Below are 26534 nucleotides of genomic sequence, written 5' to 3'. Positions count from 1 at the left end.
CCGACCGGGAGACCCGAGATGGCCCAGAGAGAGGCGCAACACCAGGCGGCATGCGAGGATGCTCTGCAGCTGGAGGCACTGGTCGACCGGCTGGTGGCCTTCCATGCGCGCGACAGCGCGGCCTCCCTTCCCGACGATGCCGGCCTGGTGGCCTTCCAGGCGCGCATCGAGGGCGAGATGGCGGCCCTCGAGCCGCTGCTGCTCGGCGAGGAGGATCGGCATCGCCTCGCCGCGCTCCGCCAGTGGCTCGATCAGGACGTGCAGCGCCTGGCCCCGGACTTCCTGTCGCGACGGGAACGGCTGCTGACGGCCAGCTGGGCCGCCGCGCATCCCGATAGCCGGCTCTGCGACGAGGGACGGGTGCTGCTCGCCAACGCCATCGGCCGCGATCTCAAGGGGCCGGGCGCTGACGGCGTGCTCGATCCCGGCAGCGACCTGGCCGCGTTGCTGGTGGGGCTGGACGCCCGCGGCGAGACCGGCCTGGCCCGCCAGGCGCTGGATCGCTACCTGCGCCTCTCCGGCGATTACGGCATGGCGCGGCTGCTCTCGGTGTTTCGCGTCGTCGAGGCCCTCGCCGGGGCCCGCCGGGTCCTGGCGCGTCGAGGCGAGGCGGGGGAGGACGTCGAGCGTCCAGCGCTGCTCGCCGAGACCATGCGGGCCTGCCACGAGTACCTGACCCTGGCCGAAGGCTATGCCGAGTTCCGCTTTCCGCCGCTGGTGATCGGCATCGGCGTCTCCGGCAGCGGCAAGAGTCGTTTCACGCGCACCCTGGTGTCACGCCTGGGCGCCGTACGGATCTGCTCCGACGTGGAGCGGCGGCGCGTCCACGGTCTCGATCCACAGGGGGCATCGACGCCACCGGCTGTGGATATCTTCACCCGGGAGGCCACCGCGCGGACCTATCGCCGCATGGCCGAGTGCGCCGGCAGGCTGCTGGAGGCGGGGTTCCCGGCCTGCGTCGACGGCACCTTCCTGAAGCGCGAGCAGCGCGACCTGCTGCGTCAGGAGGCCGAGGCGCGGGGTCTACCGGTGCTGCTGGTCAGCTTCGAGGCCGACGAGGCCACCCTGCGCCGCCGCATCGAGAAACGTGCCGGACGCCAGGGCGTCGAGGCCCGGGAGAGCCTGGCGATACTCGAGGCCCAGCAGGCCGCCTTCGAGGCGATCGGCGACGAGGAGCGCCTGCACCTGCTGCGCCTGGACACCACCGCCGACAACGCCGCCGAGACCCTGGCGGGGCTGATCCAGGAGCACGTGCGCCTGACCTGAGCGGCGGTCAGGCGATCAGGAGCGGGGGGCGGTGCCCGGCGGCGGGGTGTCGCGCTGGCGGCGGCCGACCAGCGGCGGCGGGGCGCCGAGGTTCTGGCGGGCCCAGTTCACCGCCTGCAGGCGATTGTGCACCTTGATCTTGCGAAAGATGTTGTAGAGGTGGGACTTGACGGTGTGCTCGCTGACGAAGAGCTGGTCGGCGATCTCGATGTTCGAGGCCCCGGTGCCGAGCATGGCGATGATCTCCAGCTCCCGGTGCGTCAGGCCGCAGACCGGCCGATAGGAGTTGAGCTGCTGGCGCCGGAAGAACTGGATCATCCGGGTCATCAGCGAGCGCGACATCCACAGGTTGCCCTCCAGCAGGATGGTCAGCCCCTTGCAGATCATCTCCAGCGAGTCGCTGCGATAGAAGACCCCCTGCAGGTTCATGGCCGAGAGGATCTCGACGGCATGCTCCTCGTCGCGCAGATTGAAGGCGGCCAGGGACATGTCCTCGGCCTCGGCGGCCCTGACGTGCCACTGCTGCATGGTGGCCTCGTCGATGTGATCCGCGTCGAGCAGGACCACCGTCGGCGAGGCCTCCCTGCCCTTCCACTCGGCGGCGGGGGCGACGACCGAGACCTGGCAGTCGAGCTGCTGGTGCAGGTAGTCGATGAAGAGTTGTGACTGAGGGTTGTTGGCGGTGACCAGCAACACCAGGCGTTGGCCCTGCTCCATGATCCCGACCCCTTCGCATCTGCGATGATGTTTCTAGATAAGCAATCAGACGAATGTGGCAGTTTTGCCACCCTGGGAGTAAGTCTTGGTCAGAATGTAAGTTTTAGTTACGAACTTTTGGTTATGTGATTATCTTTGCTTATTCATTCTTGCCCGGACGCGCGGCGTAATTCTTGCCAATCAACGGGTTTTGGCCGCTGCGCGGCATCGCTGGCGCCGCCGCCGTAGACCGCTTTCAACGAAATTCATCCCCCCGCTCGTCGTTTCTCAACGTGCCTCTCATTCGTGAACATGAGAAAAGTCCTCAGGTGGCATGTCATGCTTTTGACGCAGGAGATGCGCGTTTCCCAGCGGGATGGCGGGCTCGTAGAATGGGGCCCCCTGATGTCTTGGAGAATCGATCATGAGTCCAGCCCAGCTGGTCCTGGCCAGTGGCAACGCCGGCAAGCTGCGCGAGTTTCATCAGCTGCTCGCACCGCTCGGGTTCGAGGTGCACGCCCAGGCCGACTATGGCGTGGCCGACGTCGAGGAGACCGGCCTGACCTTCGTCGAGAACGCCCTGCTCAAGGCCCGGGAGGCCAGCCGCCTCAGCGGGCTGCCGGCGCTGGCCGATGATTCCGGCCTGGAGGTCGATGCCCTGGCGGGGGCCCCCGGCATCTACTCGGCCCGCTATGCCGGCGAGCCGAAGAGCGATGCCCGCAACAACGCCAAACTGCTCGAGGCCCTGGCCGAGGTGCCGGAGGGGCGTCGGCGGGCGCGCTACTGGTGCGTGCTGGTGCTGCTGCGCCACGCCGAGGACCCCGTGCCGCTGATCGTGCAGCGTAGCTGGGAGGGCGAGATCCTCCAGGCGCCGCGCGGCGAGGGCGGCTTCGGCTACGACCCACTGTTCTGGCTCCCCGACCAGCAGGCCAGCGCCGCCGAACTCGATGCCGAGCAGAAGAACCGCCTCAGCCATCGGGGCCGGGCCCTCCAGGCGCTGGTGGCCGCTATGGCGCCGGAGCCCGCGCGCTCATGAGCGAACCGCTGCCGACCACGACCGGCCTGCCGCCGCTGTCGCTCTACGTTCACGTGCCCTGGTGCGTGCGCAAGTGCCCCTACTGCGACTTCAACTCCCACGGCGTCGGGCGGGGCGCGGAGCTGCCGGAGGCGGCCTATCTCGCGGCGCTGATCGCCGACCTCGAGGCCGATCTTCCCCTCGCCGCGGGGCGCGAGCTGGTCAGCGTCTTCATCGGCGGCGGCACTCCGAGCCTGATGTCGGCCGACTTCTTTGAACGCCTGCTCGAGGCCGTGGCACAGCGCCTGCCGCTGGCCCGCGACGTCGAGATCACCCTGGAGGCCAACCCCGGCACCCTGGAGCGCGGGCGGTTCGCCGGCTATCGGGCGGCGGGCATCAATCGCCTCTCGCTCGGGGTGCAGAGCTTCCAGGCGGCCCAGCTCTCGGCCCTGGGGCGCATCCATAGCGGCGATGATGCCCGGGCGGCCTTCGACGAGGCGCGCCGGGCCGGCTTCGACAACCTCAACCTCGACCTGATGCACGGGTTGCCCGGCCAGACGCCGGCCCTGGCGCTGTCGGACCTGGAGCAGGCCCTGGCGCTCGCCCCGGAGCATCTCTCCTGGTACCAGCTGACCCTGGAGCCCAATACCGAATTCCACTCCTATCCGCCGGTCCTGCCGGAGGAGGAGACGCTGTGGGACATCCAGGACGCCGGCCACGCGCGCCTCGAGGCCGTCGGTCTCGCGCGCTACGAGATCTCCGCCTATGCGCGGCCGGGCCGGGCGTCGCGCCACAACCTCCACTACTGGCGCTTCGGCGACTACCTGGGCATCGGCGCCGGCGCCCACGGCAAGCTCAGCGCGCCGGCCCCCGAGGGCCTTCGGATCGAGCGGCGCTGGAAATCCCGACGGCCCGAGGACTACCTGCGCCGGGTCAACGATCCCCGCGGCTTCGTGGCCGGCCGCAGCCCCATCGACGAGCGCGAGCTGCCCCTCGAGTTCGCCATGAATGCCCTGCGCCTGGTGGAGGGGGTGCCGCTCTCGACCTGGCAGGCCCATACGGGGCGCGATGACTCGGTGCTGCTCGCCAGGCTCGCGGCGGCGCGGGAAAAAGGACTTCTTGTGGAAGATGCCGACAGGCTTGGGGCCTCGCCCCAGGGTCTATTATTCTTGAACGAACTGCTGGCCATGATGGACGATGTCGGCCAGTGAAGGATGACCCCTGATCACCCAAGGAGGAGAGGACACGATGAGAAGAGCGATGCGATGGATGGCCCCCCTGGCCGCTTCGGCGCTGCTGGTGGGCTGCACCACGACCGACCCCTATAGCGGTCAGACCCAGCGCAGCCAGACCGGCACCGGCGCGGCCATCGGCGCGGCCATCGGCGCGGCGGCCGGTGCCCTCAGCGGCGACGGCAGCACCAGCCGACGCGATCGGGCCCTGATCGGGGCCGCCGTAGGGGCCGCCGCCGGGGGCGGCATCGGCGCCTACATGGATCGCCAGGAGGAGCAGCTGCGCCAGGACATGCAGGGCACGGGGATCGGCGTCGATCGTCGCGGCGATGACATCGTGCTCAACATGCCGAGCCAGGTGACCTTCGGCTTCGACTCCAGCGACCTGACCATGAGCGCCACCAATGCGCTCAACGACGTGGCCAGGGTGCTCCAGCAGTATCCGGACACCCGGGTCAACATCGCCGGCCATACCGACAGCACCGGTGACGCCGGCTACAACCAGCAGCTCTCCGAGCGGCGGGCCAACGCGGTGGGCAATTACCTGGCCCAGTCCGGCGTGACCCGCAACCGTCTGTACATGACCGGCTACGGCGAGAACCAGCCCATCGCCAGCAACCAGACCGAGCAGGGGCGCGCCCAGAACCGTCGGGTGGAGATCACCCTGACGCCGATCCAGGAGCGCTTCCAGCAGTAGTCGCCGGTTGCCTGGCATCACCCTCCGGGCCCGCCACTGTCGCAGTGGCGGGCCCTTCTGTCTCGACGACCCACGGATCCCTCCATGCTCTCCTACCAGCATGCCTACCATGCCGGCAACTTCGCCGACGTTCACAAGCATCTGACGCTGTTTGCCGTCATCGATCATCTGTTACGTAAGAAATCACCTGTTACGTACATGGACACCCATGCCGGTCGTGGCCTCTATCCCCTGGCCGCCGAGGAGACGGCCAGGCTTCAGGAGTATCGCGAGGGGGTCGCCAGGCTATGGCAGGCCCGGGCGCGCCTCGCCGGGGAGCCGTTGCTCGACGACTGGCTCGCCGCGGTGGGCCGCGTGCAGTCCCGCGCGGGCGGGCTCGATCACTACCCCGGCTCGCCCTGGTGGCTCTCGGCGCGCTTGCGCGCGCAGGACCGGCTGATGCTCTTCGAGCTCCATCCCGGCGAGCATGGCCACCTGACCCGCCAGGCGCTGCCGGACAACGTGCAGCGCATTCACGGTGACGGGCTCCAGGGGCTGGTGAAGCGTCTGCCGGTGCCCACGCCGCGCCTCTGCGTGCTGGTCGACCCCAGCTACGAGCGCAAGGCGGAGTACGCCGAGGTGGCCGAGGCCGTCTGTCAGGCCATGCGCAAGGCGCGCCATGCGGTGGTGCTGGTGTGGTACCCGCTGCTGCCGGCGGGCCGCCACCGGGAGCTGCTGGAGGGGCTGCGCGAGGGCGGGGTGCGCAAGATCTGGCGCAGCGAGCTGCGCCTGCGCGAGTCCCGGGAGGGCGAACGCGGCATGGTCGGCAGCGGCATGCTGGTGATCAATGCGCCCTGGGGGCTCGATGAACGTCTGGAGGCCGCGATGGCCAAGGTCCTGCCGCTGCTGGGCGAGACCAGCCGTCATCGCGGCGACTGGTGGGTGGGGGAGTAGAGAACGGGCCGCCGGTCGATATAGCTGCTGCCGAGGCTTTCGCCCGGCAGAGTCCTTATGAACCGCCGCTCAGCGTCGCCTCTGTGATCTACTTACCGATGCAGAAGCTTCCGAAGACCTCGCCCAGCCGCCATTGGTGAGCCGGTGCGTCAGCGCCGACGGCTGGACGCCATTGCGCTACTTGCCAATGCAGAAGCTGCCGAAGAGCTCGTCCAGCCGCCATTGGTGAGCCGGCGCATCAGCGCTGACGGCTGGGAGCCATTGCCCTATTTGCCAATGCAGAAGCTGCCGAAGACCTCGCCCAGCCGCCATTGGGGAGCCGGCGCGTCAGCGCCGACGGCTGGATGCCATTGTGCTACTTGCCGATGCAGAAGCTGCCGAAGATCTCGCCCAGCAGGTCGTCGGCGCTGAACTCCCCGGTGATCTCGCCCAGCGCCTGCTGGGCGTCGCGCAGGTCCTCGGCCAGCAGCTCGCCGGCGCCGTGGCCGGCCAGCTGGGCCTCGCCGTTGGCGAGCGCCTGCCCGGCGCGGTCCAGAGCGTCCAGGTGGCGACGGCGCGCCGAGAAGCGGCCCTCGGTGGTCGCCGCGAAGCCCATCACCGACTTGAGGTGCTCCTTGAGGCTGTCGATGCCGGCGCCGCTCCTGGCCGACAGCCGGATCACCGGCCGCTCGCCGGCGGTGTCGAGCCCGGGCGTCTCCTGGCTGGCATCGATCTTGTTGCGCACCAGGGTCAGCCGCGAGGGATCGGCCAGGCGCGCGACGAACTCCGGCCAGATGGCCATGGGATCCACCGCCTCGGTGGTCGCGGCATCGACCATCAAGAGCACCCGGTCGGCCTTCTCGATCTCCTCCCAGGCCCGCGCCACGCCGATCTGCTCGACGGCATCCGGGGTGTCGCGCAGGCCGGCGGTATCGATCACGTGCAGCGGCATGCCGTCCAGGTGGATGTGCTCACGCAGCACGTCCCGGGTGGTGCCCTCGATGTCGGTGACGATGGCGGTCTCCTGCTCCGTCAGGGCGTTGAGCAGGCTCGACTTGCCGGCGTTGGGGCGCCCGGCGATCACCACGCTCATGCCCTCCCGCATCAGCGCCCCCTGGCCGGCGGCGGCGCGCACCTCGGCCAGGTCGCCCTGGATGGCGGCGAGCTTGCCGGCCACGTGCCCGTCGGCGAGGAAGTCGATCTCTTCCTCGGGGAAGTCGATGGCCGCCTCGACGTAGATGCGCAGCTCGATGAGCCGCTGGACCAGCGCCTGGACGCGGTGCGAGAACTCGCCCTGCAGGGAGCGCAGGGCGTTCTCGGCGGCTCCCCTCGAGCTCGCCTCGATCAGGTCGGCGATCGCCTCGGCCTGGGCCAGGTCCAGCTTGTCGTTGAGGAAGGCGCGCTCGGAGAACTCGCCGGGCCGGGCCAGCCGGGCGCCGAGCTGCACGCAACGCTCGAGCAGCAGGTCCATGATCACCGGCCCCCCGTGGCCCTGGAGCTCCAGCACGTCCTCGCCGGTGAAGGAGTGGGGCCCGGCGAAGTAGAGCGCGATGCCCTCGTCGATCACCTCACTGGCGCCGCGGAAGGGGCCGTAGTGGGCCTGGCGCGGGGCGGGGCAGTGGCCGAGCATCGCCTGGGCGATCGTCGTGCAGGCGGGTCCGGAGACGCGGATGATCCCCACGCCGCCGCGGCCCGGCGGCGTGGCCAGGGCGGTGATGGTGTCCTGATCGTAGAGGCTGGCGGCCATGGACGGTTCCTGTGGTCGAAAGGCGGGTGAGCGACGGGGCGCTCGGGGATATTGTCCGGGGTGGAGCGATCGAAGGCCAGACCCCCAAACGCCAGACCCCCGCCGAGGCGGGGGTCTGGAGAGACGGGAGAGGACCTTGGCTACTTGGTCTTCATGCCCTTGCCGATACTGGGGTCGGCTTCGATCTTGCGGGTGATGGTGTACTGCTGAATGATCGAGATGCAGTTGTTGACCACCCAGTAGATGACCAGGCCTGCCGGGAACCACAGGAAGAAGAAGGTGAAGACGATCGGCAGCATCTTCATGATCTTCGCCTGCATCGGGTCCGGGGGCGTCGGGTTGAGCATCTGCTGCACGAACATCGAGGCGCCCATCAGGATCGGCAGGATGAAGTAGGGATCCTTCACCGACAGGTCCTGGATCCAGAACATGAAGGGCGCATGGCGCAGCTCGACGGACTCGAGCAGCATCCAGTACAGGGCGATGAACACCGGCATCTGCACCAGGATCGGCAGACAGCCCCCCAGAGGATTGATCTTCTCCTTCTGGTAGAACTTCATCATCTCCTGGGACATCTTCTGGCGGTCGTCGCCGAACTGCTCCTTGAGGCGCTGCATCTCCGGGCCCAGCTTGCGCATGCGGGCCATGGACTTGTAGGCCTTGGCGGAGAGCGGCCACAGCGCGGCCTTCACCAGCATGGTCAGCAGGACGATGGACCAGCCCCAGTTGCCGATCAGGTCATGGATGTGGTCGAGCAGCCAGAACAGCGGGTTGGCGATGAACCACAGCCAGCCGAAGTCCACCGTCAGCTCCAGGTTGGGCGCCACGGCCTCGAGGCGATCCTGGATCTTGGGGCCCATGTAGAGGGTCGCGCCCAGCGTCGCCTCGGCGTTGCCGGCCACGCTGCTGGTCGGGCCGGCGAAGGCCGCCACGTTGCGGTCGCGCGCATCGGTGGTGGCGTAGAAGAGGTTCTGCTGGTTCTGGGCCGGGACCCAGGCCGAGGTGAAGTAGTGCTGGATGATGGCGACCCAGCCGCCCTCGACGTCGCGGTTGTTGAAGGCGCCTTCCTGGATCTCCTCGAAGTCGACCTTGAGGTAGCGGTCCTCCGGGGTGGAGTAGGCGGCCCCGAGGTAGGAGCGCATGCCCATCTTCGGACCGCTGGAGGGATCGCTGCTGTTGTCGCGGACCAGCTGGCCGATGAAGCGGGCGGTGACCGGCTCCTCGGTGTTGTTGGCCAGGAAGTAGTTCACGTCGACCGCGTAGCTGTCGCGCTCGAAGGTGAGGCGCTTGATCACCTCGACGCCGTTGACCTCGGCGGTCATGTCGACCTCGAGGCGATCGTCGTTCTCGCCCAGCCGGTACTCGGTGGCCTCGGGGGTGAAGGTGATGCGGCCCTCGTGGCCCTCGAGCTGCAGCCCCGAGCGGGCCACGTAGCTGCGCGTCTCGCTGTCGGAGAGCAGCACGTAGGGGCGCTCGGAATCGAGGCTGAAGCGGTGCTTAGGCAGCGCCGCATAGACGATGTCGCCGCCCTGGGGGTCGATGCGCACGTCCAGCACGTCGGTGACCACGGCCACCAGGTCGCGGCTGCCTGCCGGTGCCTCGGCCGCGCCGGGAATCCCGCTGGCCATGTCGCTCGACGAGGCGCTGGTGGGCACAGAGAGGTCGTCGCCGCCATCGGTCGGCGCGGAAGCACCGTTCGACGCGCTGCTCGTCATGGCGGGGGCTTGCGGCTCAGGAGAAACCTGGCCGTAGTCCTGATTCCACTGGACCATCAACAGGTAGGCGAGTACCGCCAGGGGAATCAGCAGGAGTAGTCGTTTTACGTCCATGAGGGGTCTGCCCGATGGGTAGTGAACATTCCGATGGCGCAACGCAGGTCGCACACCCGAGATACACGAAAGCCTGCCGGAGGCAGGCTGGGAAACGCACGCTGTCCGGCGGCATCCGAGGCGTCGACGCGATGGGGCGCGGCAAAGAGCGGGGTGATGAGGCTCATGCAGGCTCCGGGATGCGCTGGGACCGAAGGGGGCCGGTCATCATTTGCGGTGCGTGTCTTCGCTCCGCGTGGTGCCTCGCTCCGGCTCGCGGGCGGACTTGCTCGCCTCGCGCTCGAGGCGGCGCCACATCCCGTGGAGTTGGCGATGCACGGTAGCGTTGTCCAGCTCGTGGACTCCTCGCCGGGCCAGCACCACGATATCGACCGCGGGAAGGCGCTGCTGCCGGAGCCGGATGGAGTCACGCACGATGCGCTTGAGGCGGTTGCGATCGACGGCCCGGCGTACGTTCTTCTTGCTGAAGATCAGGCCGAGTCGCGGGTGGCCGAGCGCGTTGGGTGAGGCCAGAGCCATCAGCCCCTTGCCATGGACCTTGAAAGCCGCCGTTTCGAAGACACGACGATAGTCCCCGGCAGTCAGCAGTCTCAGCTGCCGGGGATAGCCCTGACGAGACACGCGAGGGCCGCGATCAGGCGCTCAGGCGCTTGCGGCCCTTGGCGCGACGACGAGCCAGCACGGCACGGCCGTTCTTGGTGGCCATGCGAGCACGGAAGCCATGTGCGCGCTTGCGCTTGAGGACGCTGGGTTGAAAAGTACGTTTCATAACTCGTTATTCCCACGTGGTTTTCTGAATGATTGGATCACTCGTAGAGATCCGGATGCCGCTGGCGGATCCGGGGGTATTCGACTCAAGACCGGAAATTGTAGTGATTCCAGCCCTGCGGTGCAATTCTTACCTGTGTTTTGCGGCGCCGGGAACGCCCTGACGGCGCGGCTTTCGGCGCGATCGTGGGACCGCGTGCCCCTGCCCGTTCGCCCCCATGACAGGCCGGGGTGTCTCGTACCCTGTGGTCACTCCTGGGGACGGGCTGTGTGAACAAGTCGTTTTATTTTATATATATCAATGCATTGTTGATGTGTATCTGCTGTGGACAAAGTGGGGATGGGGTGAAGGGGGAGTGCACTCACCGCGATGCGCCCGTGTCGGGCAAGGCTCGAGGGGCCGGCGGCGTCCGAGGGTCGCTGACCGCTGCGTCCCGCAAGCCGCCGAGGGGTGGCGGGGTTTTCCACAGGACCCGGCGTTGGCTCGGTCATGTGGATAACCCGAAGCCCGAGCGATACAATGGGCGGTCGTTTTCTACGCAAAGGTGAGGTCGCGTGTCACTGGCTCTCTGGCAACAATGTCTGGATACCCTGCAGGATGAACTGAATTCGCAGCAGTTCAATACCTGGATCCGTCCGCTGCAGGCGGAGGAAGGGGAGTCCAACCAGTTGCGCCTGCTGGCGCCGAATCGCTTCGTGCGCGACTGGGTCAGCGACAAGTATGCCAAGCGGATCAGCGAGCTGATGCGTGAGCTCTCGCCGGCCAAGCCGCCCAAGGTGGTGCTGACCGTGGGCAGCCGCCGCAGCGCGGCGCCGAACCCGCAGCCCCGTGAGCTGGGCAACCCGGTCTCCGCCGCGCCCCGGGCACCGGCGGCGCCCGCCGTGCAGGTCCCGCCCCGGGGCGACGTGGGCGACGAGCGCGAGATCGACCAGCTGCGCGAGGAGGGGGCCGGCCAGCGGCGGGGCGGTGAGCGCGAGGTGCAGGTGGAGGGCAGCCTCAAGCACAATAGCGGCCTCAATCCCAACTTCACCTTCGAGACCTTCGTCGAGGGCAAGTCCAACCAGCTGGCGCGCGCCGCCTCCCGCCAGGTCTCCGAGAACCCCGGCGGGGCCTACAACCCGCTATTCCTCTACGGCGGCGTCGGCCTGGGTAAGACCCACCTGATGCATGCGGTCGGCAATGCCCTGGCGACCCGGCGCGAGAACGCCCGCGTGGTCTACCTCCATTCCGAGCGCTTCGTCGCCGACATGGTGAAGGCGCTGCAGCTCAATGCGATCAACGACTTCAAGCGTTTCTACCGCAGCGTCGACGCCCTGCTGATCGACGATATCCAGTTCTTCGCCGGCAAGGAGCGCTCCCAGGAGGAGTTCTTCCACACCTTCAATGCGCTGCTCGAGGGCGGCCAGCAGATGATCCTCACGTCCGACCGTTATCCCAAGGAAATCAGTGGGGTAGAGGAGCGCTTGAAGTCGCGCTTCGGCTGGGGGCTGACGGTGGCCATCGAGCCGCCGGAGCTGGAGACGCGCGTGGCCATCCTGATGAAGAAGGCCGATCAGGCCAAGGTCGACCTGCCCCACGATGCCGCCTTCTTCATTGCCCAGAAGATCCGCTCCAACGTCCGCGAGCTGGAGGGCGCGCTGAAGAAGGTGATCGCCGACTCCCACTTCATGGGTAAGACGATCACCCAGGACTTCATCCGCGAGTCGCTCAAGGACCTGCTGGCGCTGCAGGACAAGCAGGTCGGGGTGGATAACATCCAGCGCACCGTGGCCGAGTACTACAAGATCAAGCTCTCCGATCTGCTCTCCAAGCGGCGCTCGCGCTCGGTGGCCCGTCCCCGCCAGGTGGCCATGGCGCTCGCCAAGGAGCTCACCAATCATAGCCTGCCCGAGATCGGCGACGCCTTCGGCGGCCGCGATCACACCACGGTGCTGCACGCCTGCCGCAAGGTGAAATCGCTGCAGGAGGAGAGCGCGGACATCCGCGAGGACTACAAGAATCTGCTGAGGCTGTTGACCAGCTGAACGGAACACCAGCGGTCGGGACGCCGGCCTCAATCCCTCCAGGACAAGTAGTGGAGTCGACATGAAATTTTCCATCTCCCGAGAAGCGCTGCTGCGCCCGCTGACGCTGGTTGCCGGCGTGGTGGAGCGGCGCCAGACCCTGCCGGTACTCTCCAACGTGCTGATTCAGGTCGACCAGGAGCAGGTGTCGCTGACCGGCACCGATCTCGAGGTCGAGCTGATCGGGCGCACCGCGGCCAGCCACGTGGAGGAGCCGGGCTCCGCCACCGTGCCGGCCCGTAAGCTGATGGATATTTGCAAGTCGCTGCCCGATCAGTCGGAGATCCAGCTGACCCTCGAAGAGGGGCGGGCCGTGCTGCGCAGCGGTCGCTCGCGCTTCACGCTCTCGACCCTGCCGGTGGCCGAGTTCCCGAACATCGAGGACGACCAGGGCACCGTGGAGCTGAGCCTGCCGCGGGGCACGCTCAAGCACCTGATCGATGCGACCTCCTTCGCCATGGCCCAGCAGGACGTGCGCTACTACCTCAACGGCATGCTGCTGGAGATGGGCCCCAACCTGGTGCGCACCGTGGCCACCGACGGCCACCGCCTGGCCGTCTGCTCACGCTCCGCCGATATCCAGGTGGAGCCGTCTCAGAAGCTGATCGTGCCGCGCAAGGGCATCATGGAGCTGGTGCGCCTGCTCGATGACGGCGAGGAGCCCGTCAGCCTGACCCTCGGCGCCACCCACGTGCGGGCCCATACCGGCGACTTCACCTTCACCTCCAAGCTGGTGGACGGCAAGTTCCCCGACTACGAGCGGGTCGTGCCGCGCGGCGGCGACAAGGTCTTCATCGCCGATCGCGCTGAGCTGCGCCAGGTGCTGTCGCGCACCGCCATCCTCTCCAACGAGAAGTACCGCGGCGTGCGCCTGCACCTCGAGGAGGGCAACCTGCGGGTCATGGCCAACAACCCCGAGCAGGAGGAGGCCGAGGAGAACGTGGCCATCGAGTACAGCGGTCCGGCCATGGAGATTGGCTTCAACGTCGGCTACCTCGTCGACGTGCTCAGCGTGCTGGACGAGGATCGCGTGCAGATGACCCTCGCCGACCCCAACAGCAGCGCGCTGATGGAAGAGCCCGGTGGCGGCGACGCCATGTACGTCGTCATGCCCATGCGCCTCTGAGACGCCGTCCGGCGGCGCCCGACGAGGGGGCCGCCGACGCCGTCGACCTGCTCTCATGCCTCTCGATCGCCTTACCTTTCAGGGCCTGCGCAACCTGCAGGCCATCGACATCACGCCCGGCCCGCGCATCAACCTCCTCACCGGCGCCAACGGCAGCGGCAAGACCAGCCTGCTCGAGGGCATTCATGTCCTCGGCATGGGTCGCTCGTTCCGGGCGCGCCAGCTGCGCCACGCCATCGCCCACGACGCCGACGCCATGACGCTGCACGCGCGGCTGGCCGGCGACCCGGCCGTGACCATCGGCGTGCGGCGCCACCGTGAGGCCGCGGAGCTCGAGATGCGCCTCTCCGGCGAACGGCTCGACCGGGTCTCGCGGCTGGTGGAAACCCTCCCGCTGCAGCTGATCAACCCCGATGCCTTCCGCCTGCTGGAGGGCCCTCCCGCCGGTCGCCGCGAGTTCCTGGACTGGGGCGTGTTTCACGTGGAACACGATTTTCTCGACGCCTGGCGCCGCTTCCGGCGCGCGCTGAAACATCGGAATGCCCTTCTCAGGCATGGTAGAATGTCGGATGCTTCACTGGATGCCTGGGAACAGGAACTGGTGCACTGGAGCAGGTTGCTGGACGGTATGCGCCGTGACTGGATCGAGAGGTTCCTGCCGGTGTTCGAGGACACCCTGCAGGAACTCATCACGCTGCCCGGCCTGGCCGTGCGCTACGCGCGGGGCTGGGACCGCAAGCGTGAGCTGAGCGACATCCTCCGCCAGGCGCGCCACACCGATCACCAGATGGGCTTCACCCAGCAGGGGCCGCAGCGCGCCGAGCTGGGCATACGGCTCGGCAAGCGGCCGGCGGTGGAAGTGCTCTCACGTGGCCAGCAGAAGCTGGTGGTGAGTGCCCTGAAGCTGGCCCAGGGGCGTCTGCTCGAGCAGCTGACCGGGCGGACCTGCCTCTACCTGATCGATGATCTGCCTGCCGAGCTCGACAGCGACCACCGGCGCGTCTTCTGCCAGTGGCTGGAGCGCATGCAGTGCCAGGTATTCATCACCAGCGTCGACCCCGATGCCCTGGCGGGCCTGTGGCAGGCGGACACCCAGTTGACGATGTTCCACGTGGAACATTCCGAATCAGGCCAGGGGCAGCTGCTGCCAATGGACAGACAGACTTCATGACGGAGTAGTCAATGAGCGAACAGGCTTACGACTCATCGAGCATCAAGGTTCTCAAGGGCCTGGATGCCGTACGCAAGCGGCCGGGCATGTACATCGGCGACACCGACGACGGCACGGGCCTGCACCACATGGTGTTCGAGCTGGTGGACAACTCCATCGATGAAGCGCTGGCCGGACACTGCAGCGAGATCCGGGTGATCATCCACCCCGATGAGTCGATCACCGTGACCGACAACGGTCGCGGCGTGCCGACCGATATCCACGAGGAGGAGGGGGTCTCGGCGGCCGAGGTGATCATGACCGTGCTGCACGCCGGCGGCAAGTTCGATGACAACTCCTACAAGGTGTCCGGCGGCCTGCACGGCGTCGGGGTCTCAGTGGTCAACGCCCTGTCCGAGGAGCTCAAGCTGACCATCTGGCGCGCCGGCCAGGTCTTCGAGCAGATCTATCACCACGGCGTGCCCGACGCCCCCCTGGCGGTGGTCGGCAAGACCGAGCAGAGCGGCACCCGGGTGCATTTCCGCCCCTCCGCCGAGACCTTCCACAACATCGAGTTCCACTACGATATCCTCGCCAAGCGCCTGAGAGAGCTCTCCTTCCTCAACTCCGGCGTGGCGATTCGCCTGATCGACGAGCGCAGCGGCAAGGAAGAGCTGTTTCACTACGAGGGCGGCCTCAAGGCCTTCGTCAACCACCTGAACACCAACAAGACGGTGCTCAACCCGGTGTTCCACTTCAACGCCGAGCGCGAAGACGGCGTGGGCGTCGAGGTGGCGATGCAGTGGAACGATACCTTCTCGGAAAATATCTTCTGCTACACCAACAACATCCCCCAGCGGGATGGCGGCACCCACCTGGCCGGGTTTCGCGCTGCGCTGACGCGCTCGCTGAACCACTACATCGAGGCCGAGGGGCTACTCAAGAAGGCCAAGGTCAACACCTCCGGCGACGATGCCCGCGAGGGCCTCACGGCGATCATCTCGGTGAAGGTGCCGGATCCCAAGTTCTCGGCCCAGACCAAGGACAAGCTGGTCTCCTCGGAGGTCAAGACCGCGGTGGAGCAGGAGATGGGGCGCCTGTTTGCGGACTACCTCATCGAGAAGCCCAACGAGGCCAAGGCGATCGTCAACAAGATGCTCGACGCCGCCCGCGCCCGCGAGGCGGCGCGCAAGGCGCGCGACATGACGCGCCGCAAGGGCGCGCTGGACATCGCCGGGCTGCCCGGCAAGCTGGCCGACTGCCAGGAGAAGGATCCCAGCCTCTCCGAACTGTTCCTGGTCGAGGGTGACTCGGCCGGCGGCAGCGCCAAGCAGGGGCGCGATCGTCGTACCCAGGCGATCCTGCCGCTCAAGGGCAAGATCCTCAACGTCGAGAAGGCGCGCTTCGACAAGATGCTCTCGTCGGCCGAGGTCGGCACGCTGATCACGGCCCTGGGCTGCGGCATCGGGCGCGAGGAGTTCAATCCCGACAAGCTGCGCTATCACTCGATCATCATCATGACCGACGCGGACGTCGACGGCTCGCACATCCGCACGCTGCTGCTGACTTTCTTCTTCCGTCAGATGTCGGCACTGATCGAGCGCGGCAACGTCTTCATCGCCCAGCCGCCGCTCTACAAGATCAAGCGCGGCAAGCAGGAACTCTACCTGAAGGACGAGCAGGCGATGGTCGACTACCTGACCACCACCGCCCTGGACGGGGCTCGCCTGCACGTCAATGCCGACGCCCCCGGGATCGCCGGCGCCCAGCTCGAGGAGCTGGTCAACCAGTATCGCGACGTGATGAAGCGCATCGAGCGGCTGTCGCGGGTCTATCCCGACGTCGTGCTGCGCAAGATCGTGCATGCCGCCAGGCTCGACGGCGAGCAGAGTCTGCGCGATCGTCTCACCATGCAGAACTGGATCGCCTACCTGCAGGACGAGATGGACGCCCTGGTCTCCTACGAGGGCGGGCCGCGCTACACCTTCCGCCTCGAGGAGGACGGCGAGCGTGGCTTCTACCTGCCGGCAGTCTCCCTCACGGCCCACGGCGTCACCACCGACTACGTCTGGGGCGTCGAGTTCTTCACCAGCGCCGACTACCGTGCCATGGCGGCGCTGGGCGAGACGCTGGACGGCCTGCTGGAGGAGGGCAGCTACGTGGCGCGCGGCGAGCGCAAGCGCCCCGTGACGAACTTCTACGATGCCCTGACATGGCTGATGGCCGAGGCGCAGCGCGGCCTCTCCCTCCAGCGCTACAAGGGCCTGGGCGAGATGAACCCCGAGCAGCTCTGGGAGACCACCATGAACCCGGAGACCCGGCGCATGCTGCGGGTCTCCATCGAGGACGCGGTGGCGGCCGACATGATGTTCAACACCCTGATGGGCGACGAGGTAGAGCCGCGACGCGACTTCATCGAGCGCAATGCCCTGGTGGCGAACCTGGACATCTGATCGTCCCGGCGATGTTCCACGTGGAACATCGCACTTCCCGCCACCCCCGACGGGCGGCACCAACGACGAGGCCGGCTTGATAGCCGGCCTCGTTGCGTTTCGGGCTGCCTGTTGGCGGCGTGTCGTCTCACTCGCCGGCGTGCCCCTCCGCGACGAGCAGCCAGGTCACGAAGGCGGCCAGGTCGTCGAAGATCATCGCCTGGTCGAGGCCTTCCCCCTTCGCCTCCGTACGACGCCCCTTGCCGGTCCTGACCAGCACCGGACGACAGCCCATCGGCTCGCCCGCCTGCAGGTCGCGCAGGCTGTCGCCGACCATCCAGCTGCCCTCCAGGTTCTCCAGGTGGAGTGCCCGGCGGATCTGCTCGAGCAGGCCGGTCAGTGGCTTGCGGCAGTCGCAGCCGTCGTCCGGGCCGTGGGGACAGTAGGCGATGTGGGCGATCTCCCCGCCGGCCTGGTGGACCAGCTGCTCCAGCCGTTCGTGCATGCTCGCCAGGACCGCCTCGCTGTAGTATCCCCGGGCGATGCCCGACTGGTTGGTGGCGATGGCCACGGTCCAGCCGGCCCGGCTCAGCCGGGCGATGGCCTCGATGGCGGTGGGGTAGGGGATCCACTCGTCGAGGGACTTCACGTAGTTATCGGAATCGTGGTTGATGACACCGTCGCGATCGAGGATGACGAGCTTCGAGGGATGAGGCATGGGGCGAATCCGGTGGTAGCGGCCAGGAGATGGCGGGAGTGTTTCACGTGGAACATCGTCTGCCAAGGGTTACCCACCTGGCTCTCGACGAGGGCTCGGGGCGGGCGGCTGACACAGGTTGTGTCGTCGCCGATACCGGCGATGTTCCACATGGAACATGCCATCTCCGTCAGGGAAGGATGGCCATAAATGACGGACATGAAAAAGGCCGGCGATCGCTCGCCGGCCTTGAGTCCCTGAGGGGGTTGCCTACTGCTGGAGCAGGGCGATGTCGGCCACCTCGAGGAACAGCGCCTGCAGCCCGGCCAGCAGCGCCAGACGGTTGCGACGCACGGCGGGATCCTCGGCCATGACCATCACCTGGTCGAAGAAGCGGTCCACCGGCTCGCGAAGGGTCGCCAGGGTGTCCAGGGCCTGGCTGTAGCGGGCCTCGGCGAACAGCGGCATCACCTGGCCCCGGCACGCCTCCAGCCCCTCGAAGAGCGTCTTCTCGGCCGCTTCCTGCAGCCGGTCGGCATCGACACTGAGGTCGCCGTCATGCTGCTGCTTGGCGAGGATGTTGGAGACACGCTTGTTGGCGGCGGCCAGCGCGGCGGCTTCCTCGCGGCGCGCGAAGCCCTGCACGGCGCGCAGGCGACGGGCGAAGTCGAGGGGCTCGGTGACCGGCCGGGCGCGTACGGCCAGGTAGACCTCGGTGGCGATGCCCTCGTCGCTGGCCCAGGCGCGGAAGCGGTCGAGCATGTAGGTGAGTACTTCGTCGACCAGTCCCTCGGCGTAGGGCAGCTCCTGGTGCTGGGCGGCCGACAGCTCGAGCAGCTCGCGCAGGTCGAGGCTGAGCTCGCCCTTGACCAGGATGTTGATCACGCCGATGGCCGCACGGCGCAGGGCGAAGGGGTCCTTGGTGCCGCTGGGGCGCTGGCCGATGCCGAAGATGCCGGTCAGGGTGTCGAGGCGGTCGGCCAGGGCCAGCGCCAGGCCGGTGCGGCCCTGGGGGATGGCGTCGCCGGCGAAGCGCGGCAGGTACTGCTCCTCCAGCGCCAGGGCGACCTCGTCGGGCTCGCCGTCGTTGAGCGCGTAGTAGCGACCCATGGTGCCCTGGAGCTCCGGGAACTCGAGCACCATCTCGGTGACCAGGTCGCACTTGGCGAGCTCGGCGGCGCGCCGGGCATCGTGCACGTCGCCCTCGATGCGGCCGGCGATGAAGGCGGCCACGGCGGCGTTGCGGTGGGCCTTGTCGGCCAGGCTGCCGAGCTGCTTCTGGAACACCACGCCGGCCAGCGCCGGGGCGCGCTCGGCCAGGGTCTGCTTGCGGTCGGTGTCGTAGAAGAAGGCGGCATCGGCCAGGCGCGGACGGATCACCCGCTCGTTGCCCTGGATCACCTGGTCGGGGTCGGCGCTGTCGATGTTCGAGACGGTGATGAACAGCGGCTTGAGCCGGCCCGCCTCGTCCAGCAGGTGGAAGTACTTCTGGTTGGCCTTCATCGACGAGATCAGACACTCCGGCGGCACCTCGAGGAAGCGCTCGTCGAAGCTGCCGGTCAGGGCCACGGGCCACTCCACCAGGCCGCTGACCTCGACGAGCAGCTCCTCGTCGATCACCGCCGTGGCCTCCTGGACCTCGGCCTCGGCCAGCACCTGCTCGCGGATCCGCTCGCGGCGCTTGTCACGATCGGCCAGCACCCAGGCGCCCTCGAGGGCGGCGAGGTAGTCGTCGGCATGGGCGAGCTCGATGGGCGCAGGGGCGTGGAAGCGATGGCCGCGGGTGGTGCGGCCGGCCTCGAGGCCCAAGGCGCTGGCCTCGACCACCTGGCTGCCGTAGAGCATCACCAGCCAGTGGACGGGGCGGGAGAACTCGACCCGCGAGGCGCCCCAGCGCATGTTCTTGGGCACCGGCAGCGCACCGATGGCCTTCTCGACGATGGCCGGCAGCAGCGCGGTGGTGGCCTCGCCGGGCTGGTGCTCCCGGTACCCGAGCCAGGTGCCCTTGTCGGTCTCCAGGTGGATCAGCTGGTCCACGCTGACCCCGCAGGAGCGGGCGAAGCCCTCGGCGGCCTTGGTCGGCTGGCCCTCCTTGAAGGCGGCGGCCAGCGCCGGGCCGCGGCGCTCGACCTCGCGGTCGGGCTGCTTGTCGGCGAGCTCCTGGATCTGCACGGCCAGGCGACGCGGGCTCGCGTAGGCCCGCACCTCGCCGGCGTCGATGTCGGCCTCGCTAAGGCCGCGGCGGATGCCCTCGGCCAGGGCATCGGAGAGGGCATCGATGGCGCCCGGCGGCAGTTCCTCGACGCCCAGTTCGACCAGTAGGGTGTTGGCAGCCATCAGACATCTCCCTGTTCGGCAAGCGGCGCGTCGGCCAGCAGTTCATGACGCAGGGCCTCGGGGGCCAGCGGGAAGCCAGCGGCCTTGCGTGAGTCGTAGTAGGCCTGGGCTACGTTCCGGGCCATGGTGCGCACGCGCAGGATGTAGCGCTGGCGCTCGGTGACCGAGATGGCGTGGCGGGCGTCCAGCAGGTTGAAGGTGTGGGATGCCTTCAGCACCTGCTCGTAGGCGGGCAGCGGCAGCCGGGCCTCCAGCAGCTTGGTGCACTCGCGCTCCTGGTGATCGAAGGAGGCGAACAGGAAGTCGATGTCGGCATGCTCGAAGTTGTAGGCCGACTGCTCGCGCTCGTTCTGCAGGTAGACGTCGCCGTAGGTGACCCTGGTGCCGTCCGGGGCCACCGTCCACACCAGGTCGTAGACGCTGTCGACGTCCTGCAGGTACATGGCGATGCGCTCGAGGCCGTAGGTCAGCTCGCCGGTGACCGGGTAGCACTCCAGGCCGCCGGCCTGCTGGAAGTAGGTGAACTGGGTCACCTCCATGCCGTTGAGCCAGACTTCCCACCCGAGCCCCCAGGCGCCCAGGGTCGGCGACTCCCAGTTGTCCTCGACGAAACGGATATCATGGACCAGCGGGTCGAGCCCCAGACGCTTGAGCGAGCCCAGGTAGAGCTCCTGGAGCTCGGCGGGGGAGGGCTTCATCACCACCTGGAACTGGTAGTAGTGCTGCAGGCGGTTGGGGTTCTCGCCGTAGCGGCCATCGGTGGGGCGGCGGGAGGGCTGCACGTAGGCCGCGTTCCAGGTCTCGGGCCCGATGGAGCGCAGGAAGGTGGCGGTATGGAAGGTGCCGGCACCGACCTCCATGTCCAGGGGCTGGAGGATCACGCAGCCCTGTTCGGCCCAGTACTGCTGCAGGGCGAGGATCAGGCCCTGGAAGGTTGTCACGTCTGGCGTCGACTGTGTCATTGGAAGCACCGTTGGCCATGAATTCACGAGCCGTCAAGTATACAATTACTGGAAGATCGGTTATAGGCGCAGGCCCGGAGAAGAGGATTCCCATGATCGTAGTAACAGGCGGAGCCGGCTTCATCGGCTCGAATCTGGTCAAGGCACTGAATGCCCGCGGCCGCGACGACGTCCTGGTGGTCGACGACCTCAGCGACGGTACCAAGTTCGTCAACCTGGCCGACTGCACGCTGGGCGACTACCTGGACAAGGACGACTTCCTGGCCCGGGTGAAGGCGGCGATGAACGGCGAGGAGTCGCACCTCCCGCCCATCGAGGCGATCTTCCACGAGGGCGCCTGCTCGGACACCACCGAGTGGGACGGCCGCTTCATGCTCGAGAACAACTTCGAGTACTCCAAGGTGCTGCTGCACTTCTGCCAGCGCGAGGGCATCCCCTTCCTCTACGCCTCATCGGCCGCCACCTACGGCGGCAGCGAGGTGTTCTACGAGGCCCCGGAGCACGAGAAGCCGCTCAACGTCTACGGCTACTCCAAGCTGCTGTTCGACCAGTACGTGCGGGCCCGCCACGACGACTTCGAGAGCCAGGTGGTGGGCTTCCGCTACTTCAATGTCTACGGCCCCCGCGAGCAGCACAAGGGCAAGATGGCCAGCGTCGCCTACCATCACCATACCCAGATCCGCGATGGCCATGACCTCAAGCTGTTCGGCGCCTGGGACGGCTATGAGGCCGGCATGCAGAGCCGCGACTTCGTCTACGTCGGCGACGTGGTGGACGTGAACCTGTGGTTCCTCGATCACCCCGAGGCCTCCGGCATCTTCAACCTGGGCACCGGCCGTGCCGAACCCTTCAAGGCGATCGGCGAGGCGGTCATCGAGCATTACGGCAAGGGCCAGATCGAGTACATCGACTTCCCCGAGGAGCTCAAGGGGCGCTACCAGAGCTACACCCGGGCCGACATCTCGCGGCTGCGCGAGGCGGGCTACGACCGCGAGTTTCGCACCGTGGCCGAGGGCGTGCGCGACTACCTGGAGTGGCTGAATGGGTGAAGCCGCTGGGGCGCCCGGCGGTGAGGGAGAGCGCATCCTGGTGGTGGGTCCCTCCTGGGTCGGCGACATGGTCATGGCCCAGAGCCTGTTCAAGACCCTCAAGGCGCGCCACCCGGGCTGTCGCATCGGCGTGGTGGCGCCCGGCTGGTCGAGACCGATCCTCGAGCGCATGGACGAGGTCGACGAGGTCGCGGGCCTCGAGGTGGGTCACGGCGAGTTCGGCCTGGCGACGCGCCGGCAGCTGGCCGCCTCCCTGAGAGGGCGCTTCGATCGGGCGATCGTGCTGCCGCGCTCCTGGAAGGCGGCGCTGGTGCCCTTCCTGGCGCGCATCCCCCGGCGCACCGGCTTCACCGGCGAGCAGCGCTACGGGCTGCTCAACGACCGCCGGCCCCTCGACAAGGCGACGCTGGACCAGACCGTCAAGCGCTTCGTGGCGCTGGGCCTGCCCCGGGAGGAGGCCGAGGGCGGCGACTTCGTACTGCCACGGCCCTCCCTGCGCCTGGACATCGACAACCTGGTCGAGCAGCGTCTCGCCCTGGGGCTGTCGTCGCGCCCGGCCATCGGCATGATGCCCGGCGCCGAGTACGGCCCCGCCAAGCAGTGGCCCCTCGCGCACTTCCGCGAGCTCGCCCGGGCCCTGGTGGTGGAGGGGTTCGAGGTGCGGGTGCTGGGCGGCCCCAAGGATGTCGAGGCCGGCGAGACGATCGCCGACGGCCTGCCCCACACCCACAACCTCTGCGGCCGGACCCGGCTGGCGGATGCCGTCGACCTGCTGGGCGACTGCCGGCAGGTGGTGACCAACGACTCGGGGCTGATGCACGTGGCCGCGGCGGTGGGGACCCGGGTCCAGGCTCTCTACGGCTCCTCGTCACCGGCCTACACGCCGCCGCTGACCGACAACGCCGAGATCCACTACCTGGCCCTGGACTGCTCGCCCTGCTTCCAGCGGACCTGTCCGCTGGGCCATACCGACTGCCTGAAGCGCCTCACCCCCGAGCGCGTCCTCAAGGCGGTGCTGGCGACGCCCCTCTAGGGGGGCGTCGCCGGGCCGGCCTCGGGGGGCGCGTTCGCCGCTTCGCTCCGCGTGGGTGCCAGGCCCTCCCACAGCCGCTCCTGGAGGGCGGTCTCCTCCCGCAGGCGGGCGTTCAGGGTCTCGAGGCCGTGCTCTTCGACCAGCGTTGGCTGGTCGGAGAGCAGCGAGACGCCGAGACCCGCGCGGTGCCAGTCGATGACGAAGCCCATGGCCTCGAGCACCGTCGGCAGGACGTCCATGGTCGACGCCTCGACCTTCAGCCGGCGCGCCTCGACCCCCTCGCCCAGCAGCATCAGGGTGTTCTCCCGCTCTCCGGCGACCAGCTGCTCCCAGGCGGAAACGCGCATGGTCAGGTGGTCGCTGGCGATCACCACCAGGGTGTTGTCCAGCACACCGTCCGCCTCGAGCCGCTCCACCAGGCGGCGCGCCAGCCAGGCCGAGCACTCCACCGAATAGAGGATGTCGGTGCCGTCGAACTCGCCCTGCCGCTCGCGGCAGGCGCGGGCCGGGTAGCCGTGGGGGGCGTGGCCGGCGAGGCTCAGGTTGACCACCCCCCAGGGGCCGCCCCGGCGCTCCAGGCGGCGGATCTCCTCGATCGTGAGGTCATAGAGGGTGTCATCAAAGAGGCCCCAGCTGTTGACGTAGTCGGGATCCGACAGCCGCGGCTCGAGCTCCTCGCGCCCCATCACCCGGTCGAAGCCGTGATCGCGGTAGAAGACCCCCTTGCCGGCGAAGCGGGTGCTGGCCCCGCCCAGGTAGGAGAGCGCATAGCCGCGCTCGGCGAGCAGGTCGCCCAGGCAGTCGACGCCCGGCACGACCCGGCCGAGCGGCTCGAACTGGCTGTCGTGGAGCAGGCCCGCCGGCATCAGCGGCGTGCCGCACTGGCTGGCGATCATGCCGGCCATGGTCCAGCCGGTGTTGTCGAGCTGGCGCACGCCTTCGACGACCAGGGCTCGCTCGCCCAGCGCCTTCAGGGGCGCGTAGGCATCGCCGAAGCGCGCCGAGTCGGCGTAGGTGCGCTCCAGGCTCTCCAGGTAGATCAGCAGCAGATTGGGCGGCGAGCGGGGCGCATCGAGGATCACCGGCGCCACGTACTGCCGATCGAGCCAGGCGCCGTCGTCGGTGACGATGGCGGCGCCGCGCTGGCCGAGACCGTAGAGCATGGGGTTGGCGGCCAGCAGCACCACGGCCAGCAGGCGCTCCGTCGTGCGCCAGCGGCGATCGACCCGCACCAGCCAGGTGAAGGCGGCGAGCAGCAGCAGCATGCCCAGGGTGTGGAGGAGGGCGGAAACGATGCGCTCCGCGCCGCCGTGCTCCGACATGCCGGCCTGGAGGTGGAAGAACACCGCCCCGAGATCGACCTCGCCGAAGCTGGCGGCCAGGTAGACGTAGAAGCCCCACAGGGTCAGGGGCACGAGCGACCAGGGCCACACCCGGGTCGCCGGCCGGGGATCCCGGGGGGCGCCCCAGCGCCGCCAGCGCGCCAGGAGCAGCCAGGCGCCGGTCACCGCGGGCAGCGCCCAGGTCGGCAGCCGGGTCAGCATGGCCAGGGCATAGCCGAGCCACAGGCCCAGCACCAGCAGCGCCCACCAGCGCGGATGACGCAGTCGGCGCGCCGCCCTAAGCATGGTCGGTCGGCGCCGCGGCCCGTTCGTTCTCATGCAGCTCGTTCAGCTTGGCGTACTTCATGTAGGCATGGAACGCCGTGGTGATCGCCACCGTCATGCCGTCCGCGCCCTGGAAGAGCCCCCCCTTGAGGATCAGCTTGCGCAGCATGGCGCTGGCGGCATGCAGGGTAGGGCGCCAGCGCGAGGGGCCCTTGCCGCGCTCCTTCATCGCCCAGGCGTCGCGGCTCGAGAGCTGGTCGATTCGGGTGATCCAGTGCGACAGGTCGCGGTAGGTGAAGTGCCGGATGTGGCTGTGGGTATCCACGACGCTCGGCGCCTGCACCGAGGAGTGGGCCTTCTTCGGCAGGTAGCCCGAGGTGGTGCGGTTGTAGAGCCGCGTGACGGGATCGGGATAGAAGCCGGCCGCCTTGATCCAGTGGTGCCCGGCGAAGTTGCGGCGGTTGAAGCGGTACGCCTGGCGGGGGTCGTCCAACGGCAGGGCGTGGATCGCCGCGACCGCGTCCTCGTCGAGGCGCTCGTCGGCGTCGAGGGCGAGGATCCAGTCGTGCCGCGCCTGGGGCACGGCGAAGGCCTTCTGGGGGCCGTCGCCGAGGTAAGGCTGGTGGAGGACGCGGGCGCCCAGCGACTCGGCAATGGCCACGGTGTCGTCCCGGCTGCCCGAGTCGACCACGATGATCTCGTCGCAGACCGGTCGCAGCGAGGCGATGCAGTCGGCGATGTTCTCTGCCTCGTCGAGGGTGATGATGATTCCGGTGATCGGCGTCATGGGCTCGTCTCGCGGGTCGGGAGGGGCAGCAGGCGCTCGGCGATGCGGGTCGCCGCGGCGTCGAGGTCGATGCTCGACATGTCGCGCTCGCCCGCCCCCTCCGGGGGACAGAAGGCCAGGCGATGACCTTCGGCGTTGCAGGTCTGCCAGCGCAGCGGGGTAGCCGAGCGGCGCGACGGGTAGAAGCCCGCCGTCGGTCGGTCCAGGGCCCCGGCGATGTGCAGCGGGCCGGTGGAGCCGGCGATGAACAGGTCAGCGGCAGCAAGGCTCCGGGCGAAGTCGTCGATGCCGCGACGGGCGGGCAGCCGGTGGGCCGTGATCGCCGCCTCGGCGAGTCGCTCGCGAAGCCGCTCGGCCGCCGCCTCCTCGCCCGGGCCCGCGGTCAGCACCCAGTGTGGCCGCACGGCGTCGGCGGCGTCGAGGCGCGCGTCCACGGCGGCCACCAGACGCGCGTACTGCTCGAGGGTGAGGTTGACCGCCGAGCCGCCGCTGCCCGGATGCAGGAAGACCCAGGGCGTCGCGGGGTCGAGGGCGAGCTCGTCGACGATGCGCCCCCGCTCGGCCTCGCGGGTGCCGGCCGGCAGCGGCCAGCAGGGCGGCGCGGGGCGCGGCGGCACGGCGAGGCCCAGGGCGTCGAGCAGGGCCTCGGCCAGCTCCAGGTTGTAGACGTACTCGGGTTTCTCGGAACGCGACCTGCGCTGGGTGACCCGGCGGTTGTAGAATAGCTGCGCCCACTTGGTGGCCGGGGCCAGGCGCAGCGGGATGCCGGCTCGCCAGCCCAGCCGGCCGATGCGCGGGGTCGAGAAGAGGGTCAGCAGCGCATCGAAGCGGCCCGCGCGCAGGGTGCCGAGCAGCTCGCGCTGCGCCTCGCGGCCGGCGTCGTCGCCGGGGTCGAGCAGCACCTCGTCGATCCACGGGCACTGGCGGGCGAGCGGCGCGGTGTAGGCCGGCACCAGCACGCTGACGTGGGGGGCCGGCTCGGCCGCCTTCAGGCAGGCCAGCGCCGGCCAGGCCAGCATGAAGTCGCCGAGCTTGTCATTGCGCACGACCAGCAGGCGAGGGCGGCCGCCGTCCCTGGCAGGGGAAAGTGTCATCATCCGGGCTCCCGAGCCCCGCAACCGCACGTAA

At 68.5% G+C, this 26534-nt stretch carries 22 protein-coding genes; 11 read left to right on the top strand and 11 right to left on the bottom strand.

The window, feature by feature from the left end:
• Positions 1-18 precede the first annotated feature (18 nt).
• Positions 19-1266 (top strand): P-loop nucleotide/nucleoside kinase family protein, encoded by a 1248-nt coding sequence (locus tag C9F13_RS10380; RefSeq protein ID WP_108446192.1) that lies wholly within the window; start codon positions 19-21, stop codon positions 1264-1266.
• A 15-nt stretch (positions 1267-1281) separates the two neighbouring features.
• On the opposite strand, the gene C9F13_RS10375 is transcribed toward C9F13_RS10380, so the two are convergent.
• Positions 1282-1983, bottom strand: a complete 702-nt coding sequence (locus C9F13_RS10375) for a LuxR C-terminal-related transcriptional regulator (protein WP_108446191.1) — start codon at positions 1981-1983, stop codon at positions 1282-1284.
• A 403-nt stretch (positions 1984-2386) separates the two neighbouring features.
• On the opposite strand from C9F13_RS10375, the gene rdgB reads away from it, so the two are divergent.
• From rdgB to C9F13_RS10355, 4 genes are all read left to right on the top strand, one after another.
• Positions 2387-2998: an RdgB/HAM1 family non-canonical purine NTP pyrophosphatase gene (rdgB, locus tag C9F13_RS10370; RefSeq protein ID WP_108446190.1), complete on the top strand. Its 612-nt coding sequence runs from the start codon at positions 2387-2389 to the stop codon at positions 2996-2998.
• Positions 2995-4188: a radical SAM family heme chaperone HemW gene (gene hemW / locus C9F13_RS10365; protein ID WP_108446189.1), complete on the top strand. Its 1194-nt coding sequence runs from the start codon at positions 2995-2997 to the stop codon at positions 4186-4188. The genes rdgB and hemW overlap by 4 nt, the downstream gene beginning before the upstream one ends.
• 37 nt (positions 4189-4225) lie before the next feature.
• On the top strand, positions 4226-4906 hold the full coding sequence (locus tag C9F13_RS10360; RefSeq protein WP_108446188.1) for a YiaD family glycine zipper/OmpA-like lipoprotein: 681 nt from the start codon (positions 4226-4228) through the stop codon (positions 4904-4906).
• An 84-nt stretch (positions 4907-4990) separates the two neighbouring features.
• Positions 4991-5839 (top strand): 23S rRNA (adenine(2030)-N(6))-methyltransferase RlmJ, encoded by an 849-nt coding sequence (locus C9F13_RS10355; RefSeq protein ID WP_108446187.1) that lies wholly within the window; start codon positions 4991-4993, stop codon positions 5837-5839.
• A gap of 355 nt (positions 5840-6194) precedes the next feature.
• On the opposite strand, the gene mnmE is transcribed toward C9F13_RS10355, so the two are convergent.
• The 4 genes from mnmE to rpmH all read right to left on the bottom strand — a co-directional run bounded on the left by mnmE (position 6195) and on the right by rpmH (position 10163).
• The gene (gene mnmE / locus C9F13_RS10350; RefSeq protein ID WP_108446186.1) at positions 6195-7565 is read right to left on the bottom strand and encodes a tRNA uridine-5-carboxymethylaminomethyl(34) synthesis GTPase MnmE; all 1371 of its coding nucleotides are present in this window, start codon (positions 7563-7565) and stop codon (positions 6195-6197) included.
• 140 nt (positions 7566-7705) lie between these two features.
• Positions 7706-9394, bottom strand: coding sequence for a membrane protein insertase YidC (yidC, locus tag C9F13_RS10345; RefSeq protein ID WP_108446185.1), 1689 nt, complete (start codon positions 9392-9394; stop codon positions 7706-7708).
• 207 nt (positions 9395-9601) lie between these two features.
• A complete protein-coding gene (gene rnpA, locus C9F13_RS10340; RefSeq protein ID WP_108446184.1) occupies positions 9602-10015 on the bottom strand; it encodes a ribonuclease P protein component in 414 nt (137 codons plus the stop codon).
• A 13-nt stretch (positions 10016-10028) separates the two neighbouring features.
• Positions 10029-10163 (bottom strand): 50S ribosomal protein L34, encoded by a 135-nt coding sequence (gene rpmH / locus C9F13_RS10335; RefSeq protein WP_008959105.1) that lies wholly within the window; start codon positions 10161-10163, stop codon positions 10029-10031.
• A gap of 554 nt (positions 10164-10717) precedes the next feature.
• Here rpmH and dnaA point away from each other — a divergent pair.
• The 4 genes from dnaA to gyrB all read left to right on the top strand — a co-directional run bounded on the left by dnaA (position 10718) and on the right by gyrB (position 16955).
• Positions 10718-12187: a chromosomal replication initiator protein DnaA gene (dnaA, locus tag C9F13_RS10330; RefSeq protein WP_108446183.1), complete on the top strand. Its 1470-nt coding sequence runs from the start codon at positions 10718-10720 to the stop codon at positions 12185-12187.
• Between the two features lie 61 nt (positions 12188-12248).
• Positions 12249-13352: a DNA polymerase III subunit beta gene (gene dnaN / locus C9F13_RS10325; RefSeq protein ID WP_108446182.1), complete on the top strand. Its 1104-nt coding sequence runs from the start codon at positions 12249-12251 to the stop codon at positions 13350-13352.
• Between the two features lie 55 nt (positions 13353-13407).
• Positions 13408-14523 carry a DNA replication/repair protein RecF gene (recF, locus tag C9F13_RS10320; protein ID WP_108446181.1) on the top strand — a complete coding sequence of 372 codons (1116 nt, stop codon included), beginning with the start codon at positions 13408-13410 and terminating at the stop codon, positions 14521-14523.
• Positions 14524-14534: 11 nt separating this feature from the next.
• A complete protein-coding gene (gene gyrB / locus C9F13_RS10315) occupies positions 14535-16955 on the top strand; it encodes a DNA topoisomerase (ATP-hydrolyzing) subunit B (protein WP_108446180.1) in 2421 nt (806 codons plus the stop codon).
• 127 nt (positions 16956-17082) lie between these two features.
• On the opposite strand, the gene gmhB is transcribed toward gyrB, so the two are convergent.
• From gmhB to glyQ, 3 genes are all read right to left on the bottom strand, one after another.
• Positions 17083-17652 carry a D-glycero-beta-D-manno-heptose 1,7-bisphosphate 7-phosphatase gene (gmhB, locus tag C9F13_RS10310; RefSeq protein WP_108446179.1) on the bottom strand — a complete coding sequence of 190 codons (570 nt, stop codon included), beginning with the start codon at positions 17650-17652 and terminating at the stop codon, positions 17083-17085.
• A gap of 249 nt (positions 17653-17901) precedes the next feature.
• Positions 17902-19968 (bottom strand): glycine--tRNA ligase subunit beta, encoded by a 2067-nt coding sequence (gene glyS, locus C9F13_RS10305; RefSeq protein ID WP_108446178.1) that lies wholly within the window; start codon positions 19966-19968, stop codon positions 17902-17904.
• Positions 19968-20930, bottom strand: coding sequence for a glycine--tRNA ligase subunit alpha (glyQ, locus tag C9F13_RS10300; RefSeq protein WP_108446177.1), 963 nt, complete (start codon positions 20928-20930; stop codon positions 19968-19970). The genes glyS and glyQ overlap by 1 nt, the downstream gene beginning before the upstream one ends.
• A 92-nt stretch (positions 20931-21022) precedes the next feature.
• Between glyQ and rfaD the strand changes: the two genes are divergently transcribed.
• Positions 21023-21979, top strand: coding sequence for an ADP-glyceromanno-heptose 6-epimerase (gene rfaD, locus C9F13_RS10295; RefSeq protein ID WP_108446176.1), 957 nt, complete (start codon positions 21023-21025; stop codon positions 21977-21979).
• On the top strand, positions 21972-23012 hold the full coding sequence (gene waaF, locus C9F13_RS10290) for a lipopolysaccharide heptosyltransferase II (RefSeq protein WP_108446175.1): 1041 nt from the start codon (positions 21972-21974) through the stop codon (positions 23010-23012). The genes rfaD and waaF overlap by 8 nt, the downstream gene beginning before the upstream one ends.
• Here the strand turns inward: waaF and C9F13_RS10285 are convergent.
• Genes C9F13_RS10285 through C9F13_RS10275 form a run of 3 tightly spaced genes read right to left on the bottom strand, consistent with a single transcriptional unit; the run spans position 23009 to position 26503 of the window.
• On the bottom strand, positions 23009-24640 hold the full coding sequence (locus C9F13_RS10285; protein ID WP_108446174.1) for a sulfatase-like hydrolase/transferase: 1632 nt from the start codon (positions 24638-24640) through the stop codon (positions 23009-23011). The two genes, waaF and C9F13_RS10285, sit on opposite strands and share 4 nt — an antisense overlap.
• The gene (locus C9F13_RS10280; RefSeq protein ID WP_108446173.1) at positions 24633-25406 is read right to left on the bottom strand and encodes a glycosyltransferase family 2 protein; all 774 of its coding nucleotides are present in this window, start codon (positions 25404-25406) and stop codon (positions 24633-24635) included. Before C9F13_RS10280 ends, C9F13_RS10285 begins: the two co-directional genes overlap by 8 nt.
• The gene (locus tag C9F13_RS10275) at positions 25403-26503 is read right to left on the bottom strand and encodes a glycosyltransferase family 9 protein (RefSeq protein ID WP_245888757.1); all 1101 of its coding nucleotides are present in this window, start codon (positions 26501-26503) and stop codon (positions 25403-25405) included. The genes C9F13_RS10280 and C9F13_RS10275 overlap by 4 nt, the downstream gene beginning before the upstream one ends.
• Positions 26504-26534: the final 31 nt, after the last annotated feature.

This window comes from Halomonas denitrificans, assembly GCF_003056305.1.
In the GTDB taxonomy this organism is placed as follows: domain Bacteria; phylum Pseudomonadota; class Gammaproteobacteria; order Pseudomonadales; family Halomonadaceae; genus Halomonas; species Halomonas denitrificans.
This window is presented reverse-complemented; position numbering and strand designations above follow the sequence as displayed.